The sequence below is a fragment of the Deltaproteobacteria bacterium RIFCSPHIGHO2_02_FULL_44_16 genome, assembly GCA_001798185.1.
GTDB lineage: Bacteria > UBA10199 > UBA10199 > 2-02-FULL-44-16 > 2-02-FULL-44-16 > 2-02-FULL-44-16.
In genome coordinates this window covers 25861-44767 of sequence record MGRM01000029.1, presented here as the reverse complement: position 1 = coordinate 44767, position 18907 = coordinate 25861, and the positions used below count along the sequence as shown (strand labels likewise).

Sequence of the window (18907 nt, the reverse complement as noted above, 5' to 3'; positions counted from 1 at the left end):
TCCACCTCCACGACCAGAGATTGCTCGTCTTCCCGATCCCGATGATGCGGGGAAACCGTACCAACGCTGCCTCGATTATCTCAACGATCTCTTCGGACGTCATCTCCTCAATCCTTGCGAAACCTATCGTTGTGAACTTGATGGACTGAAGATAACCTCCACCGGGCGTCGTCCCAATGGAAACCCGTGTGAGGACAGAGCCACGTGTCTCATGGGAAAGTGCCAACAAGGACAGTGTCAAAGCGCTCCCATCCTCGGATGTGCGACGCAACCAAGACCGTCGTTGATCGTTCCGCTTCCTCCACCTCCAGCTCAACCACAACCCCCAACGCGCGCGTGTCTTGTCCAGCTCGCCCTCCTGCAATCATCGGCTGCTCCTCCCACTCCGTGTCTCACCCATTACTGCGATGGCAACACTGTGAGAACCAGACAACAGCCAAATGGAACTCAATGCTCTGATCGAACCAGAAACATCACCAATGGTCAGTGTATGAATGGGGCGTGTCAGTAAGTGTGCCTGCATGTGGCTCATTTTCATTTATACTTAAATGAAAACTTGGCATGCCAAGTTTTCAGTGGTATATAAGAAGCATGCGTAGCCTCTCCCCATTTATTGAACGCGATCTCATGAAGAAGATGGTCTTTCTTTCTGGCCCGCGCCAAGTCGGAAAAACAACACTTGCGAAACAACTCCTTCAACGAGTCGGCGGCCAATATTATAATTGGGATTTTGCCGAAGACCGTGAAGAGATTTTGAAAAAAAGCTTTATTCACCATAAATGCGTTGTTCTCGATGAACTCCATAAATATGAACGCTGGAAAAATTTTCTTAAAGGAACGTACGATAAATACCGCGACACTTTACAGATGCTCGTCACTGGCAGCGCTCGGCTTGATGTCTACCGCCGAGGTGGTGATAGTCTGGTTGGCCGATATTTTCTCTTTCATCTCCATCCCTTTACGTGCGGTGAGCTCCTTCGGCCAGATCGTATCGGTCGACCGGAAGAACTCTTGATTGCACAAGAAACTCTCTATTCTTATGACGGCTTTGAACAATTACTTACTTTCGGAGGTTTTCCTGAACCTTTTTTTGCAGCGACGAAAGAGGCTCATTCTCGCTGGTCCCTCCAAAGAAGGGAATTGCTGGTTCGAGAAGAGATTCGCGATTTGACCAATATTTCTCTCTTGACGCTCGTTGAGCACTTATTGCTTCTGCTTCCTTCTCGAATCGGTTCTCTCCTGAGCATCAATAGCCTTAAAGAAGATCTCCAAGTTGCATACAACACGGTTCGACAGTGGCTTGAAGTGCTGGAGCGTCTTTATATCATTTTTACGCTCAAGCCTTATACTACGAATATTTCCCGCAGTATTCATAAAGAGAAAAAAGTTTACCTTTGGGATTGGTCGCAGGTTACAGATGAAGGCGCACGTTTTGAAAATATGGTTGCGAGTCATCTTTTCAAAGCGGTTTCGCTTTGGCGCGATTTAGGATATGGAGATTTTGATCTTTCGTTTCTACGCGATCGTGAGCGTAGAGAAGTCGATTTTTGTCTCACCAAGGATCGACGTCCGTGGCTTCTGGTTGAAGCAAAATTGGCCGAGGTTCGTCCTGAAGATTCGTTGATTTCTTTTTCAGAACGTTTACAGGTCCCCGCTGTGCAGCTTGTGCAGCGTCCAGGTGTGGATAAACGAGTGGGAAACATTCGTATTGCAAGCGCTGCGAGTTGGCTTTCCACTCTGCCATAGTTGGATAAAATTTTTTCTTTTCGAGTGAAGGAAAAATCAGTATTCTCAACCAAATGTATTTTATTCGTCTCTTCACACTTAGTTTATTTTTTCTCCTTTTTTCATTTCCTTCCTTTGCTGGTCGCTATGATCCGAAACTTCAGTGGAAGACGATTACCACAGAACACTTCAACATAAATTATCCCTTACATCTGCAAGTCACCGCAGAAAAGGCCGCAGGCCTTTTTGAAGAGGTGCATGCCAAGTTTTCACCCGAGCTTCGGTGGAAGCCATGGGGGAAAACAGAAGTTGTTTTGCTGGATAACACCGATGAAGCAAACGGTTTTGCAACGGTTCTTCCGTATAATTGGATCACGCTCAATGTGGTAGCGCCACGATCAGAATCGAGTCTGTCATATTATGATGATTGGCTTCGTGTTTTGATCACACATGAATACACGCATATTCTTCATCTCGATCCCGCCCGCGGTATTTGGAAACCCTTTCGACTTCTCTTCGGCAAGGTCGTGGCTCCTGCTGGTATTACTCCCGTATGGGTGAAAGAGGGTTTTGCAACCTATGAAGAAAGTTCCAAGAGCGGATTTGGACGAACATACGCGTCACTTTCGGAAATGATTATTCGGACCTCTGTTGTTGAAGGACGTTTCCCTGGTATCAATCAAGCCGATGGTCTGAGCTGGGAATGGCCCAGTTATCATGTGGCGTATCTTTTCGGATCGAAGTTTATTCAATATCTTATTCATACCTATGGTGAAGCAAAATTTCTTCAGTTCAATCACTACACGCAGCATTCGCTTTTGCTGACCATGGTTAATCATCAAGCGAAAAGAGTGTATGGAAAATCTTTTCTCAAATTGTGGAAAGAATGGCATGCAACACTTGAACAAAAATATGCGCAAGAAAAAGAAAATCGTGGAGAATTAACCGAGCTTTCAAATGTTCTGACTCCAAAGCGTCATCAACAATATAAAATTCCCCGACTCTCCCCCGATGGAAAAAAACTCGTGTATGCTGTTTTTTCTCCTGAACATGCATCTCAACTTCATCTGCTTGATCTTGAAACCGGAAAAACCGAAGCGCTTCGAAAAAAGCAGGGAGCTGTCGCCCTGTCATGGCTTAACGATGGATCGGGATTTATCTTTTCCGCGTTGGCGAGTCATAAACGTTATTCTTCGTACTATGATCTGTGGGAATATAATCTCACAACAAAGAAAGTGGTTCGATTAACTCAAGGCGAACGCGCTCATGATCTCGCTCTTCATCCTGACGGAAATCAGGTTTTATATGTCTCAGGCTCTGCAGAGAAAGATGTGTTGAAAATATATCAACGCGATAAAAAAGAAATAAAAACGCTGGTGGATCTTTCTGAAACCAGATTTTCTCATCCTGCATGGTCTCCCAATGGAAAGACTTTTGTGGTGACCCTTCATCAGAAAAATGAACTGTGGAAGCTTTTTCTTTTTTCAGCACAAGGAAAGCAACTGAAACGCTTGGTGAAACGCGAAGGTCGCGAAGAAGATGCCATTTGGTCTGCGGATGGAAAATATCTCTCTTATGTTTCAGACGAAACAGGAATTTTTAATCTGTATCGTCTCAATGTTGCGACTGGTCGTGTGGAACAAATAAGCAATGTGATGACAGGTGTGTTTCATCCGGCGCTTCAACCCAATGGCGAAATTATTGTCCAAGCCTACACGGCAAAAGGGTATCAGTTGAAAAAAATACGATTTACAAAGAACCGGTCGTTTGACCAGTTTCGAAACTCCATAAATCGGGTGACGTCGGAGGTGCTTCCGGGAGGGTCTCCCGCAATAAGTGGGAGGGCCGGAACACCGCAGACGGCAGGACCCGTTACCAAGGAGGGTTTCGAAACTGGTCGATACACCGTTAAAGACTATAACGCTTTTGGAAAATCGCTTCTTCTCCCACGTTTTATTGCCCCCAATGTTTTCTATACCGGCGATACGACGATCTTTTCGGCTCTTACGGGCGGCACTGATGCTCTCCGGTTTCATGGTTGGAATGGAGGCGTTTCTTATCGCTTAGATGCTCAACATCTCGGATATTTCGGTACCTATGTCTATAATCGTTATCGTCCGGCGGTTGGAATGGGAGTCAACGATGGAGTTGTGAACTACGGAAACTTAACGTTTCTGACACAAGATTCAAATAATAATCTCGTTCGACGTACGGTTCGCTATTTTGAAGAGAGACGAAGTGGTTACGGTTTTTTGAGTTTTCCTTTTGGACGTCATGCAGTTTCCACCTCCTTTTTTTATGAAGATCGTTTTCCGAAGACCTCTCTTTCTGCGGCTGAAAGCGCTCTTTTAAACTTGGGAATTTTTTCTGGATTTCGTTTTGTCTATGCCTATGGCGATGCAGAAGAATATCCCGCTTCCATAAGCTTACAGGGGGGAAGATCTGTTCGTTTCTTTACGTCGATAACGGATAAAGCTCTTGGATCTGCCAGTGGAAATGAACAAACTATTTTTGTGGGCGATTGGCGTGAATATCTTCATTTAGGTCGCCGACATGTGCTTGCGTTTCGTGGCGCAGGTGGCATGACGCGTGGTGATCGATTGATTCAAGGAACCTTTAGCCTCGGGGGCGCGCTCGGAGAGGGTTCGATGGCAGGTGGAGGTTCCTTCTTTTATTTTCCTTTGCGTGGTTTGCCGACAGCCTCTTTTTCTCGCACGCGCGCCATGCTTTTTTCCAGTGAATATCGTTTTCCTCTGACGTCGCCCCAACGTGGTCTTGGAACCGCTCCCATTTTTCTTAAAAATTTGCATGGTGCCTTCTTTGCTGATTATGGCAATGCTTTTAATGCGCATGAAGGGGGAAGTGATAAATTTTCTACCTTCTTTGATAATTTTTTCTTAGGAGTAGGAAGTGAACTACGTGCTGACTTTATTGTTGGGTACGGACTCCCCATTGTGGGACGAGTGGGATATGCTCTTATCGTTCTCAATCGAGATCGTTTAGGAAATTTAACAGATGATACGCTTGGAACAAGTGCGAAAAATGGCGTCCTTCTCTTGCAAGTCGGAACATCGTTTTAGATTTTGTTTGCCTAGCAGGTCATCCCTGCGGAAGCAGGGATCTCCTGAATTTCATGAGATTCCAGCTTTTACGGGAATGACGTTCGGGTTCAGGATGACATTCGCTGCAATTTTTTTCTCTTTATTATTTTTTGTCTCTTCTGCTCATAGTATGAACAAGCGCGTCGAACCTCAAAAGCCGCTTGAGCAAAAACTTCATCTTCTCTTACGTTCTCCCGGATTTCTCCACCCAGCGCTTCTGGATGCACAAAAACTCCTGCAACAGACAGCTGAGTTACGCAAAGAAGAACTTCTTTTTCTTATTGGCTCTGTCGCGTATCAACAGGGAAACTGGGTCGAAGCTGAAAATATTTTCTTTTCTCTTGAGGAAGCAAATCTTCCTCTTCTTCAAGATTATCTTTTCTTTTATCGTGCACGTCTTCTTTTCCAACAAGGAAAGTGGCAAGAAGCCCGAAATATTCTCCATTTCCTTATGCAGCAAGAGCCCGATTCTGTTTGGAATAATGAAGCAAAAAAACTTTTGGCGAAAATTTTTTTTGAGCAAAGACTCTATCAAAAAAGTTTTTTTCTCCTTGAGGAAGTTCGTGGAAAAGCCAAAACGATATCTGAATTTCGAGAAATCAATGTTCTTCTTTTCAAAAATGTAACTGCTTTGGGAAAGTGGGATGACGCAAAAAAAATACTGGAAGCCTTGCTCGTGACATCGACAAATGAAAATGAACTTTCTGCTGCGCATGAACTTTTTTCTCTTTTTCCCCAGAAAAGAGCGAAGCTCCTGGAGAAGTGGTTTCCCGAGCCTGAGCTGCAATATCGCATTGTGGAATCTTTTGAAGAACATGGAGCTTGGGTTGAAGCGAAAAAACGTTTGGTTCGGTTCATGGAAACGATCTCTTCGTCAAAACTCAAAAGAAGAGCGCAGCTCCTTTTAGCCAAATGTGAAGCTCGTCTTCATCAGTATCAGCGTGCTCTTGAGCTTTTAGAATCAATCGAAAAAGAATCAGATGACAGTGAGCTGCAGGATGAAATCCTTTCTCAGCTTGTATGGACCTATGCCAAAAATTCGCAATACGAGAAAGCAGATCAATTTTTACAGAAAATTCTCATACGTCACAAAGATGCGCCTGTTGCTCGACGTCAAACAATTTACTATCGAGCGTCGTTAGAACTGGTGCAGGGAAAATATGAAGATGCGCTTCGATCATTGACGAATGTGCTGACCCTTCATCCTCATGGCGATTTGGCGATGAACACGCGTTGGAATCGAGCATGGTGTCTTTATAAACTCGGTCAGTATAAAGAAGCGATTGAAGTTTTTGACCAGCTTCTTGGAGAGAGAAATTCTATTTCTGATCGTGTCCGCTATTGGAAAGGGCGGGTGCTTGAAAAACTTCAGAAAAGAGAAGAGGCGATACTTCTTTATCGCGAACTTTGGGAGGAAAAACCGGTCGGATATTATCGAGGTTTGGCGTCCCATCGTCTTCAAGCGCTTCATAAAAAAATTGAAACTCCTGTGATGACGGCATCGAATGTATGGCAGGTCCATTTGCCAAGCCCAGAGGAAATAGCGTCTACATCGCCTCATTTGGCAAAAGCTCTCCTTTTTCATCGTCTTGGACTGCGTGAAGAAGTTGCGCGCGAGCTCAATGCATTTCGTGAATATCATCCAAAGCTCGATCCTCTTGTGCTCTTCCTTGCATCGGAAAATTTTGCTCATAATTATGCCTATCGTATTGCGTCTGATCGCTTTCGTTCTATACGAGAACGATTCCCGAATGGAGATCCTTTTGAAATCTATGTGTGGCAGCAGATGTATCCACAAGCCTATCGTTCTTTTGTTCTTGAGGCTCTTCAAAAGAGTGATCTTGATCCAGCGCTTGTCTACTCAGTGATGTGGGCCGAGTCGCTGTTTCGTCCCGATGCTCTTTCCGATGTCGGAGCGATTGGACTTTTACAGTTGATGCCAACGACTGCGGAGAAATTAGAGCCGCAGGAAACAGAAGAAGTTTTTAATAGAGAACTTCTGTATAAACCTTCAGCGAATATATATTACGGTGTTCGTTATCTTGAGAAATTAGCGAAAATGTTTCCGGAAAAACCGGTTGCCTGGATTGCTGCCTATAATGCTGGAGAAGAGGCGGTAAGCCGTTGGCTCAAACGCTCTGAACGTCAGAAAAACTTTGAAGTTGAAGAATTTATAGAAGAAATTCCGTATCGTGAAACCAATCTCTACGTGAAAAAAGTTTTCTCCGCCTACTGGATGCATCAAAGTTTGTATTCATCTCATAAAAATTTTGAATTCGATTAGTTCTTTATAAGTTTCGCATGTTCATCCAGTGCAAAGCGGTCGGTCATGCCGGCGATATAGTCGCAGATGGCGCGCTTTGGGGTTTCACCCTTTTCTACGACCTTGCAAAGTGACGGTGGGAGTAAACTTGGAGTTGAGACGTAATTCCTGAAAAGGTGCGTCAGCACCTCTTCCGATTTTTTTGCCATACGTTCGACGCGCTCATGACGATAGAGATTCGCATGAAGAAATTGCATTAAATTTTCTGTTTGAGTTTCTATTTCCTTACTTGCGGAAACGACTTCTTTTCCTCGTTCCCGAATATCTTCTGGAGTCTGCAACGAAAGTTTTTCTAAACGTTTTTCGGTTTCATCATAGAGATCGTTCACGAGTTGCGTTGTCAGATGACTGATAGAACGATTGATCTGAACTTTTTTTGGAGTGTCCGGGAAACGGCGAACAATATCATCAAAGGATTGTTGCCACAGCTCTACTTTTTCCAGTTGATGAAGTGTAATCATTCCAGCTTTTACACCGTCATCAATATCGTGATTCATATACGCAATGGAGTCGGCCATATCGACCACTTGAGCTTCGAGAGAAGGATAGCCTTTGTCAGGAAACTCGGGGATCTCTGATTTATCGAATTCTCCACTGTGTTTCACAATCCCTTCAAGGACTTCATACGTGAGATTTAAGCCACGGAAGTCTGGGTAACGATGTTCCAGAAAAGTGACAACTCGAAAACTTTGTCGGTTATGTTCAAAACCACCAGAGTCTTTCATCAAAAGATGAAGCACTTCTTCGCCGCGATGACCAAACGGAGTGTGACCAAGATCGTGGGCGAGGGCAATTGCTTCCGCCAAATCTTCATTGAGCTGAAGTGTTCGACAAATGGTTCGCGCAATTTGTGCGACTTCAAGTGTATGGGTGAGTCGCGTGCGATAGTAATCACCTTCATGATTGACGAAAACTTGAGTCTTATATTCAAGCCGACGAAAAGCCTGGCTATGAATAATTCGATCGCGATCGCGTTGAAATGCGGTGCGATAAGGATCCTCAGGTTCTGGTTGTTTTCTTCCGCGGCTGTCGCCGCTTTTCTGAGCATATGATGCGAGTGTTATCAGCTCATGATCTTCATACGTTTTGCGCAAGCGCCGCATTAGAGCACTCCCCACACTTTATGCATTTGCGGAAGCACACGAACATCCGAAAGTTTTGCGCGACACCTCTGCTCAATCTCATATAGTCGCTGTGCAGAAACGGTTTTCTGAAAAGTTTTCGTTTGACTCACCGGCTGCAAAATCAGCGGCGTTCGCCGCTTTTCTAGGATAAGAGAGATACAATTTTCAATGTCTTCATTTGTGAGATTTTCTGTGACGACGAGTTTTAAATAAATTTCCTTTTTTGCTTCAAGTACCACATCCAGAAATGCGGCATGTTCTTTCCAATATGATTTTCCTGTGCCGGTCGATGTTGGAGGTTTTACATCCATGCTTATGATATCGATGAAGTAAATAATTTTTTTGAGTTCGTCGGCATGAACACCATTTGTCTCCAGCAGCACCTTGCGGTGCTTTACTGTTGGGAGCCACGAGACGAGGAAGTCGCCTTGTTCCACGGGTTCCCCGCCAGTTACTGCTATATAAGGATCTGTGAAGGAGATGAGAATTTCATTGAGCGTTTCAGCAGAAACCGGATTTGGAAAAGTTTGAAATTGTGCTGATCGCGGTGGAATCTCCACACGAAAAGTTGCATGTTTTTTGAAACTCTCAGGCGTATCGCAGTAGTGGCAACCAAAAGAGCACTGTTCAAAGCGAATAAAGGTCATCGGCGTTCCGACAAGTGTCCCTTCACCTTGGATGGAGCTAAAGATTTCAATGAGTCGTGCTGATGATGACATCCTCTATCTCCTCATATGTTATAAACAATGGACTCTTAACCAAACTGGTGAAGATTTTTTCGCAGGGGGCCTTTGACTGAGGCGCGTCGATGCTTTCTGATAGATCGCGCCGACGGAAACAGAGGACGCGCGGAGCGTAACCGCAGCGTCCGTACCCTGAGAGAAAATGTGGACCAGTTTGGTTAATCATTCAATTGCTCTCACTTTACATCGTGCAATTTTTAGTGATGCTTCTTCTTCCACATAACGTTTCATCAGTTCATCAGCAAATGGTTGTGGATCGATATGATAGTCAGCAAGTCCACGCGTTGGTACTGGTGTCCCTTCACTGTCGATGTTGATGCCAAAATGGATACAACAGGAAACTGTTGATGGGGCTGCAATACAGACCGACAGTTTTCGGTCACCGTCATAGAGATCATTTCCAATTCTTTTTAATTGCAACCACGATATATCTGCGCCGCTGTGATGGGCCTCGTCAGCACCCGCAAGGTTTTTAGCGGGCGCGCGCGAGACCAGAGCAGACAGGCGCATTACTGAGATGTGTGTGCATAACAATTCTAAAGCACTTGCGACAAGCAATCGTTGACGCAGGATCGTCTTTTCGAGATCGGTTTCAAAATGTTCGATCAAAAAATGCAGCATCGATCGACTTGCAATCGGAGCATTATTTCGTACATCTATCAGATCCACCATATTTGTGGTCGGCACATCAGCCGGACCAATAAAGGAGAGAATCGCATCTCCGGCTTCATCTGTTTGCTCGAAGATCCAGTGAGAGCGAAGTTGTGACCCATCATAGCAAAGTGTTCTTTTGAGGAAATGTTGTTTCATTATTGTTTCCCCCTCTTAAGGTGAGAGGGGGTATGGGGTGTTATGACCTGCATCGCTCTCTTTGTTCTCGCACATGATTCGCAAACACCACAAGGTTTTTCTCCACCTTCATAGCAGGACCAAAGCTTCTCAAGATCAATGTCAAGTTCCACTGCTTTTTTGAGGATATCGATTTTGTTCATCTCCGCAGTTGGGCAGATAATTTTCACTTTATTTTGTGTTGAGAAAGTAAGAGTTTGGTTCAATGTCTTTATGAAGTCGATGCTGTTATCTGGAAATGCTGCCGCCTCTTCAGCATTAAATCCGACCACAATCGCGTCAGCCGCCAGCGCTTCAGCATGCGCTGCAGCAATAGCTAAGAAAACCGAATTCCGATTCGGTACCCACACGGCTATCGCCGATTTCTGTTCCCGATCCTTGCTTTGTCCAAGCTCTGTGGCGTTGAATTTTGGGAGCTTGCGCTCTTTCTGTACAAGCGCTGTATGTGTGATTTTTGCGAGCCACGGAAGCTCAATAACATTATGTGGAATATCCCATTTTTGACAGCTGCCCTGCGCAGCAGCAATCTCTTTTTTGGCTGCGCGCTGGCCATAATCAAAGGTGAGAGCGAGAACAATGCGGGAACTCTTCCTTGCGAGTTTCATTGCCACCGTGCTATCAAGACCCCCTGAAAGGACCGCTATGGCTGATGTTTCCTTCATGGGCGGCATCCTCGTGAAGTTTTTCCTTCAACGCAACCTTTTTTTGAAGCGGGCGATAAAATTGCGAATGAAAAGGAAATCGCTTTAATGACCATTTTTGGAAGTACATTTTCAACCCAATTATCGGGAATTCTCAGCGCTCACGTGCCTGGAATGATTCCAGTTCCATTACCACCTGTAACGCCTATGCCGTTGCCCCCTCCCGAGGTGCCGATCCCATCGTCACGTCCAGGCTATGTTCGATTACCGGACTCATTTCTTCGTCAGCTTTTTCGATCACCAGCGGCAAGGCAAGCTGTTCCGCAAGCAGCTCGGTTGACGGTGAGTTCTGGATTTTATTTTGCGGGAGCATGGATATTTCTGGGTGCTGTTGTCATTTCTGCAATCGCAGCTCCAGGAGCTGCATTGCTGGATCTGCATGAACCACCACTTGATTATCGGTATGACATCAATGGTCGCAAACTTCGTGCAGAACTCGATCCAGAACTGTACGCGCTGATGCAACAAAAAATGCAGGATAATTTGGAAATTCCGATGCTGTATGTTGAGGCGATGCAGTGGGGAGATTTTCGACGGCTCACGGGGAGACTCATTGAACTTCGTGACCGCGAACGACGACAAGCTCCAGGTCTTCCCGGAGAAGTGATACAAGAGCCGAGGTTAAGAAGACAACGCATTGTACTTCCCGGTGAAGCGGATGTTCCTCTTGTGGAAAATGAAAATATTCCTGTGGAAGATCAGCAAAAAGAACCAGACGCAGTGCAACAAAGACACAATAGAATGGAAGTAAGCACGGTTGAAATTCAAACATTGATCGACATTGCTGATGATCAAAATACTTTGAAAACAGAACGCTATAGGGCAATTGCCCGACTTCATGAATATCTGCAAGCTGGTTCACTTGAAGCGCTTCAATGGTTTCTGCAGACGCCACATCTTCGTGAACATCAGAAAATTGTTATTTTGGGTCAATTGCCAGAAGATACTTTTCGCATATTTGTGGATGAAGGCATTTTCCCTTTCAGTTCTTTTGAATTAATCATGCGATATGCAGAAGATCACCCTTCAGCAGCAATCGCTCTCGCACGTCTTGCGCGATTAGGATATTCTCCGGCTCTTCCAGTAGCGGAATCTCTTCGCGTTGGCAGACATATTGTTATGGCACTACACGATGATGACACGGCTTTAACAGCGCTTGTTCTCCTCGCAACACTGACAAACTATAATGAGACTGCGCGCGCGGCTCTCCAATATTTTCCAACAGAACAGCTTGTCTTTGTTTTAGAAGAATTGGAAACAGACAATCCTCTTATTGTCTATGGTCTTCTTGCAGTTTTACGCAATCAAGGTAATTGGGAAATAATGCCGATCCATCGTGAAATACCGCTTGCAGAAAATACTGGTTTTCCATCAATGCCTCTACCGGGAATTCCTTAAGTGAAATAGGTTGCTCGATGATAATCATCTTCACATATTGTTACCGATAACAGTGCGGTGTGTTGTTTATTGAAAGCCGGCGCGAGCCGGTTGTAGAAATGTTTGGCGATCAGTTCTGCTGAGGGGCTGATTTCAATAAAAGGTTCCACGTCATTAAAGGCTTTTCCTTCATAGGGACGAATGACTTCTGCAATCGCTTGATCGACTTCATGAAAATCGATCGCACACCCGGAAACATCGACCTCTTCAGATGTGACGACGACTTCCATGCGCCAGTGGTGCTCGTGGATCGGTTCATCTTCTCCTTGAAAATTATAGAGACCGTGACTGGCTTTAAAATATTTAATGACTTTTATTTCGAACATGATGAACTCTATAGAAGCTATCTCATAAATTACTTTTGTATGTCATTCTCGCGAAAGCGGGAATCCAGAACCATCGAAAATACTAGATCCCTGTCTACGCAGGGATGACATACTAATTCACCTCGAGCACTTGTTAAAACGGACTTTTATCTTCGGCGTTGTGCATACACGGAAGCAAGTCCATCCTGTGCATTTTGAATGTTTTCTGCATAATATGTTAACCAATAACCCTCTGATGGCACGCAGAAATGTATTCCTCCGGCCACAACTTTCTTACTCGTAACTTGTTTTCCTGTGTCATAAGAAATTTGCTGCACTTGACAGCGGTCGTTTCTAGTTGCACGCCGACCACCTTGCAAAGAAACTAATTGTTCATAAGCCAAGCGGGAGAAATTAAGGTCGAGCTGAGCTTCTTTGCAGGCACTTTGCTGTCCTTGTTCACATGCATCGATAACACGACGAAAGGAAATAAGACGAGAACGTAATTCTTCAGCTTCTTGGGGTATTGGTTTGGGTATGCTGATCTCGAAATCAAATGCCTCTGACATACATTCTCCTTTTGTTGTCTGTTATGGTGTTCTTCGGTAGAGAGTTCAAAAAGTTGTGTTCAATTTATGTCCTGCTTGCAAAAGTATGTCATTGCGAGGATCCCGTCATGTTTTATGGCGGGTGACGAAGCAATCTCTCGTATACATTGATTTCAGGAGATCGCCACGCCCTTCGGGCTCGCGATGACACCCTTTGAAAACAGACCATAGTTGGTCCATAGTTTATAGTCTTTGTCTCAATTCTTTCACCTTCAACTGAATTTTACGCGAACCATTCCACTCATTCCATTCCGGACAAAAGGTTATGGAAATGTTTTGCATCGAGTGAAGCCGTGTCTTGCCGAGAGAAAAACCGATGGCATCGAGAGAAATTCCTTCATGAAAGGCTTCAAATTTTAAATGCTTTTCACCGACAATACGATGATTGCGAATTGCAATATCATCGCAACAGAAAAGAGGTTCAGGGTTTCCCGCTCCAAAGGGAGAAAATAATTTTATTTCATCGAGCAATTGGGGACTCAACACGTTAAACGAGAGAGAGCCGTCCACAGAAGTAAACATGGGAGAAGCATTGGCGAGATGTTCCTTGCAGATCTGTGAAAACATTTCGCGAAATGCCTCAATTTTTTCAGGAAGGATCGTAAGCCCCGCAGCGACGGCATGACCACCATAGCGTTCCAGCATCTGCGCTGTTTCCGTGAGACAGTTTATGATGTTGAGATTTTTCGTTGAACGAACAGAACCACGACAGATGGGATAACCGCCAATCACCACAGCAGGGCGATCAAACTGTTCCACAAGTTTGGATGCCACAATGCCCGTGACTCCCGGGTGCCAATGAGGAGCAGAGACGATAAGTGCGCCACCATCTTCTCTTCCTTGTATCTGAAAGAGCGCTTCTTCAAACATGGTCGCTTCAAGTCCTCGTCGATCACGATTTAAATGATCAAGTCTTTGAGCCAACTGCGTTGCTTTCATTTCATCCTGTGTCATCAAAAGCGCCAAGGCTTCGTCAGCATGTGCCAGACGTCCCGCAGCATTGAGTCGGGGTGCAAGCGCAAATGCTACGGAGCGAGTTGAAAGGGAAGTAGGCTCTAATGAAGCGATATCCATGAGTGCGCGAATGCCGGGATATTTCGTGGTTTGCAATTGCTTGAGTCCTGTTGAAACCAAAATACGATTGATTCCTGTCAGAGGGACCACATCAGCGATCGTGCCAAGGGCAACGAGGTCTAAGAGTTCTTTGACATCGAACGAATCTTGCGGAAGCAAATTCTCTTCGCGCATTCGTTTTCGAAGCGCACAGGCAAGATAAAAAGCAATGCCGCATCCACTTAAAACTCGAAATGGATTTCCTTCTTCACATCGTTGCGGATTCACGACGGCGATCGCAGAAGAGGGCAAAAGCCCCACAGTATGATGATCTGTGACAATCACTTCCATGCCGAGCGTTTTTGCAAACGCAATTTCTTCTTTTGCAGCAATTCCGTTATCCACCGTAATCAGGAGCTGCGCTCCTTTTTGTTTCAAGTATTCAATTCCTTTTTGGCTCAGTCCATAACCTTCTTCGATTCGATGCGGAATATAGGTGAGCACGGAAGTGCCGATGCTGTGAAAAAAGCGGGCGAGAAGCGCTGTGGCGGTGATGCCGTCGACATCGTAATCACCATAAATGGCGATTTGTTCATGTTCTTGAAGAGCGTGCAGAATCCGAGTCACCGCAGGGGCCATATCGATAAGAGAAAAGGGATCAGGAAGATCAGCCAGCCGCGGACTCAAAAAGCGCTGCGCGCTTTCAATATCGAAAATACCGCGATTCACTAATAGTTGTGCCGTGATGGGGTGAAGAGAAAGTTCTTTGGCGAGATGTTTTTGAACAAGAGTGTTTTCGGGCAAAATCTTCCAGCTCATTTTTTTGACCGAGCTTGAGAACGATAAAGAGCTTTATACACCGGCGTTGCGACAAAAAGAGTGGAATAACTTCCAACAATGACACCAATGATGAGCGCAAAGGCAAAATCATGCAGAGTTCCGCCACCCTTGAGGAAGAGCACCACCACGACAAAGAAGACCGTTAAAGAAGTAATGATCGTTCGCGAAAGCGTTGCATTCAAGCTTTCATCAACAACAGCAGTAAGCGTGGAGAGAGAGATGCGATGTTTATTTTCACGAATACGATCAAAAATAACAATCGTATCGTTAATGGAATAACCGATCAGGGTTAAGATAGCAGCGAGAATGGTCAGATTAATTTCTTTTCCCAAAAGAGAGAAAAAACCGAGCGTGATCACAACATCGTGAATAAGAGCAATAATGCCGCCTGGCGCAAAAAGAAAATCGAATCGGTATCCGATATAAATCAACATCAGGAGCCAGGAAAAAAGAATCGTAAGCCATGCTTTTTTTCGCAGTTCTTTTCCTACTCGTGGACCAACCGTCTCTTCTTGTTCGAGTTTCACGTTTCCCTGTCCAAAAGATTTTTCCAACTCTGTGGTAATCATAGGTCCAATGGCTGTATGTTCTTCGGGAAGTTCCACTTTAATGCTCATGCGATTATCTTCAGCTTTTCCAAAGCGCACAACACTGACATCTCCTAACTTGAGAGGTTTCAGAAGTTGGCGGATTTTTTCTTCATTGACGGTTTCTGCAAATTGATATTCCAACTTTGCTCCTCCTTGAAAATCGATGCCGTAGTTAAATCCTCGAACGAGAATGATGACCACAGAAGCAATCACGGCAAGAATTGAAATGCCAAGAGAGAGAGGTTCGATTTTCGAAAAAGGAATCTGAAACTTCATACGGAAATCCTTTCAACACGTTTGACGGTCAGGAAGTAATCGTAGACCATTCGCGAACAGAGGCAGGCAGTATACATGCTAATGACAAGACCAAGGATAAGAGTCACAGCAAAGCCTTTAATAGGGCCGGTGCCAAATTGATACAGCACAATGCCCGAAATAACGGTCGTGACGTTCGCATCAATAATCGTGCGCATGGCATTGTGATATCCCGCTTCAACTGCAGCTCGCGCAGATTTTCCAAGTCGCAATTCTTCACGAATGCGTTCAAAGATAAGAATGTTGGCATCAACCGCCATGCCGAGCGTGAGGACAATACCGGCAATTCCAGGGAGGGTGAGCGTCGCTTTCAACAAAGCGAGAGCCGAGAGAATGAACAGAAGATTGAGAACAAGAGTGACATTTGCGATGAGTCCAGAACCTTTGTAATAAAGAAGCATAAAAATAAAGATGGCAATGGCGCCGATGACGGTTGCTGTCACTCCATCTCGAATGGAATCAGCGCCGAGACTTGGACCGACAACTGTTTTTGTTGCTTCGGTAAGTCGTGCTGGAAGCGCTCCTTCTTGGAGGACCAGAGCAAGATCTTCTGCTTCTTTGAGAAGATCAGGATACGCTCCATATCCAAGACTAATGGAAGCTTGTCCGCCGAGGATTGGTTCTTGAATGACAGGAGCAGAGGTCACGACGCCATCAAGAAGAATGGCGAGACGTTTCTGAACATTATTTTTTGTGGTATCCGCAAAACGTTCGGTCCCTTGAGCGTCAAAAGCAATGCCGACATAAGGTTCATTGTTTTGAACATTCACCTGAGCATTACGAAGCATTTCACCGCTGACTTCAATTTTTTTGGAGAGAAGATAAGGAGTTCCCCCCGTTATTTTTCGAGCAATCGGATCGTACGTCACTTCAAAAGCAATTTCAGTTCCTTCGGGAAGTTGAGACTGAAGAAGCTCTGTTAATTTTTTTGCCGTTTCAATGGAAAAATTATCTTGAGCGATTGAATGCTCTTTGCGCGCTTCATCGATCAGTCTGATAAGCTCCGCTTGAGAAAGTCGTTCATCCACCATTTTAAATTCAAGCACGCCTGCTTTTTTTACAATTTCAATGGCGCGATCAGGATCATCAATGCCAGGAAGTTCAACGGCAATGCGATGAGAACCTAAGCGTTGAATCGAGGGTTCAGCAACTCCATAACGATCGACACGATTTCGAATTTTTTCAAGCGCTTGTTTGATCATTTGGTCATAAAGATATTTATGATATTTCTCATCAAGCCGAAAAATTGCGGTGCCGTTTTCTGATCCCTCAAAAACCAAAGTCTCTTGATAGTTTTGTTCGATGACATCCACCGTCGCTTGAATCGCTTCGGTATTTCCTCGTATGAGGATGGTATGTTTTGGAGAGGTTTGCTGAGTTATTTCCGTCAGAGAGATATTTTTTTCGGCGACTGTTTTTTTCAGTTCGTCAACAAGTAGTTCCACTTTGTTCTGAATGGCTTCGTCCACCTCGACTTCAAATTCAACGTAGATGCCACCTTGCAGATCGAGGCCAAGATGAATCGTTTTTTGAGGCATCCATGAAGGTGTTTTTTCTCCCAAAAAAGAAGGAAGCACAACAGAGAGAGAGAGAAGGGTTAAAAATCCGAGAAGAGCAACTTTCCATTTCCAGGTTGTGGGCATCATGGTGTCTTAAGAGTTGATAATGGTTGCAATTGCATCGCGTGTACATTGAATGCGCACATTGTCGGCGATTTCGAGCGTCACTTGATTCTCGGTAATTCCAAAAACAGTGCCATAGACACCGCCGCGAGTAATGACTTTGTCCCCTTTTTTAAGAGCGCCGAGCATCTCACGATGTTTTTTCTGTTGTTTCTGTTGGGGACGAATCAGAAGAAAATAGAAAATACCAAAAATAAGAAGAAGAGGCATGAGAGAGGTCAAAAAATTCCCCTGCGTTGCTGGCGCTGTTTCTGCAATCATGATGGTAATCCTTTCTTTCGTTGTAACAGAAATTCTTTTTTAAATTCGGGATAGGTTTCTTTTTGTAATGAAACGCGAACTCGCTCTAACAAATCGAGATAAAAATGTAAATTATGAAGTGTGGCAAGTCTTGCTCCAAGCATCTCCCCTGCAAGCGAGAGATGACGCAGATAAGCTCTGCTATAGTTTTTACAGGTGTAGCATTGGCAATTTTTATCCAACGGTGTGCCGTCATCGGAATGTCGTGCATTGCGGATATTGATATCTCCGGTGGAAGTGAAGAGATATCCATTTCGCGCATTTCGCGTTGGCAAAACGCAGTCGAACATATCGATGCCGCGGTCGATGCATTCAAGCAGATTTTCAGGAGTTCCCACACCCATCAAATAACGAGGTTTGTCGTTTGGCAGAAGTGACGTACACACTTCTGTGATTTCATACATGATCGATGTCGGCTCGCCGACAGAGAGACCGCCAATGGAAAAACCGTCAAAGTGTTCATGAATAGCTTGGTGAACATCTTGGTCATGAGCTGTGTTCAGCGGGTCGCTGCGATGGTCCTTGTCAGCACCTACTGGAGCGCGCAAGGACCGAGCAGACAGACCCGCTGTTTTAAGCGATATGTCTAGCAATCGCTCAATATATTCTTTACGCAAATGCGGATACATTCCTCCCTGCACAATCCCAAAGAGTGCATTGTTTGAAGTGCGTGCTTGTAAACATCGCTGCGCCCATCGAAGCGAGAGTTCCATAGATTTACGTGTCTGATCTTCATCAGCGGGGTAAGGTGTGCATTCATCGAGCACCATCATGATGTCCGATCCAAGCGCTTCTTGAATTTCAATCGCGAGCTCTGGCGAGAGAAAATGTTTTTCTCCTCCATCCAAGTGACTTTGAAACTCGACTCCGTCATCGGTAAATTTGGAACGGAGATCCGCAAGCGAGAAAATTTGATAGCCACCACTATCGGTGAGAATCGGTCGATCCCAGTTCATGAACCGATGAAGTCCGCCAAGTCGTTTGATTCGATCATGTCCTGGCCGCAGAAAAAGATGATAGGTATTCCCAAGGATAATCTGTGCGCCAAGCGTTTTTAATTCCTCTGGTGTGATACCTTTCACCGTGCCTTGTGTGCCAACTGGCATAAAACAGGGAGTGGTGATTTCTCCGTGCGCTGTCGTCATTTTTCCAATACGTCCACGAGTCCCTTGCGAAGAAGTTTTGATGAGTTCAAATCGAAACATGCGCTG

At 44.9% G+C, this 18907-nt stretch carries 15 protein-coding genes and 1 pseudogene; 5 read left to right on the top strand and 11 right to left on the bottom strand.

Annotated elements, in window-relative coordinates; all coding sequences use genetic code 11:
* The 4 genes and pseudogenes from A3C46_00470 to A3C46_00455 all read left to right on the top strand — a co-directional run bounded on the left by A3C46_00470 (nucleotide 1) and on the right by A3C46_00455 (nucleotide 7110).
* Nucleotides 1-511 (top strand): annotated as a pseudogene (locus A3C46_00470) (hypothetical protein).
* An 80-nt stretch (nucleotides 512-591) separates the two neighbouring features.
* The gene (locus tag A3C46_00465; protein OGQ21312.1) at nucleotides 592-1746 is read left to right on the top strand and encodes a hypothetical protein; all 1155 of its coding nucleotides are present in this window, start codon (nucleotides 592-594) and stop codon (nucleotides 1744-1746) included.
* Nucleotides 1747-1799: 53 nt separating this feature from the next.
* Entirely contained in the window at nucleotides 1800-4805 is a 3006-nt protein-coding gene (locus tag A3C46_00460; GenBank protein OGQ21311.1) for a hypothetical protein, read from the top strand.
* Nucleotides 4806-4899: 94 nt separating this feature from the next.
* A complete protein-coding gene (locus A3C46_00455) occupies nucleotides 4900-7110 on the top strand; it encodes a hypothetical protein (GenBank protein OGQ21310.1) in 2211 nt (736 codons plus the stop codon).
* On the opposite strand, the gene A3C46_00450 is transcribed toward A3C46_00455, so the two are convergent.
* The 4 genes from A3C46_00450 to A3C46_00435 form a co-directional block, all read right to left on the bottom strand.
* Nucleotides 7107-8252: a deoxyguanosinetriphosphate triphosphohydrolase gene (locus A3C46_00450; protein OGQ21309.1), complete on the bottom strand. Its 1146-nt coding sequence runs from the start codon at nucleotides 8250-8252 to the stop codon at nucleotides 7107-7109. The genes A3C46_00455 and A3C46_00450 overlap by 4 nt on opposite strands.
* Nucleotides 8252-8992, bottom strand: a complete 741-nt coding sequence (locus A3C46_00445; protein ID OGQ21308.1) for a hypothetical protein — start codon at nucleotides 8990-8992, stop codon at nucleotides 8252-8254. The genes A3C46_00450 and A3C46_00445 overlap by 1 nt, the downstream gene beginning before the upstream one ends.
* 186 nt (nucleotides 8993-9178) lie before the next feature.
* Nucleotides 9179-9826, bottom strand: coding sequence for a hypothetical protein (locus A3C46_00440; GenBank protein ID OGQ21307.1), 648 nt, complete (start codon nucleotides 9824-9826; stop codon nucleotides 9179-9181).
* Nucleotides 9826-10527 (bottom strand): 7-cyano-7-deazaguanine synthase QueC, encoded by a 702-nt coding sequence (locus tag A3C46_00435; protein ID OGQ21316.1) that lies wholly within the window; start codon nucleotides 10525-10527, stop codon nucleotides 9826-9828. Before A3C46_00435 ends, A3C46_00440 begins: the two co-directional genes overlap by 1 nt.
* Nucleotides 10528-10614: 87 nt before the next feature.
* Here A3C46_00435 and A3C46_00430 point away from each other — a divergent pair, with 87 nt between their 5' ends.
* Nucleotides 10615-11964: a hypothetical protein gene (locus tag A3C46_00430; protein OGQ21306.1), complete on the top strand. Its 1350-nt coding sequence runs from the start codon at nucleotides 10615-10617 to the stop codon at nucleotides 11962-11964.
* Here A3C46_00430 and A3C46_00425 read toward each other — a convergent pair.
* From A3C46_00425 to A3C46_00395, 7 genes are all read right to left on the bottom strand, one after another.
* Entirely contained in the window at nucleotides 11961-12329 is a 369-nt protein-coding gene (locus tag A3C46_00425) for a hypothetical protein (GenBank protein OGQ21305.1), read from the bottom strand. The two genes, A3C46_00430 and A3C46_00425, sit on opposite strands and share 4 nt — an antisense overlap.
* A 146-nt stretch (nucleotides 12330-12475) precedes the next feature.
* Nucleotides 12476-12877: a hypothetical protein gene (locus tag A3C46_00420; GenBank protein ID OGQ21304.1), complete on the bottom strand. Its 402-nt coding sequence runs from the start codon at nucleotides 12875-12877 to the stop codon at nucleotides 12476-12478.
* Between the two features lie 222 nt (nucleotides 12878-13099).
* On the bottom strand, nucleotides 13100-14788 hold the full coding sequence (locus A3C46_00415) for a single-stranded-DNA-specific exonuclease RecJ (GenBank protein OGQ21303.1): 1689 nt from the start codon (nucleotides 14786-14788) through the stop codon (nucleotides 13100-13102).
* Nucleotides 14785-15675, bottom strand: coding sequence for a protein-export membrane protein SecF (locus tag A3C46_00410; GenBank protein ID OGQ21302.1), 891 nt, complete (start codon nucleotides 15673-15675; stop codon nucleotides 14785-14787). The genes A3C46_00415 and A3C46_00410 overlap by 4 nt, the downstream gene beginning before the upstream one ends.
* Nucleotides 15672-17357, bottom strand: a complete 1686-nt coding sequence (locus A3C46_00405; protein ID OGQ21301.1) for a protein-export membrane protein SecD — start codon at nucleotides 17355-17357, stop codon at nucleotides 15672-15674. The genes A3C46_00410 and A3C46_00405 overlap by 4 nt, the downstream gene beginning before the upstream one ends.
* Nucleotides 17358-17366: 9 nt before the next feature.
* Nucleotides 17367-17657: a preprotein translocase subunit YajC gene (locus A3C46_00400; GenBank protein OGQ21300.1), complete on the bottom strand. Its 291-nt coding sequence runs from the start codon at nucleotides 17655-17657 to the stop codon at nucleotides 17367-17369.
* A complete protein-coding gene (locus tag A3C46_00395; protein OGQ21299.1) occupies nucleotides 17654-18901 on the bottom strand; it encodes a tRNA guanosine(34) transglycosylase Tgt in 1248 nt (415 codons plus the stop codon). Before A3C46_00395 ends, A3C46_00400 begins: the two co-directional genes overlap by 4 nt.
* Nucleotides 18902-18907 lie beyond the last annotated feature (6 nt).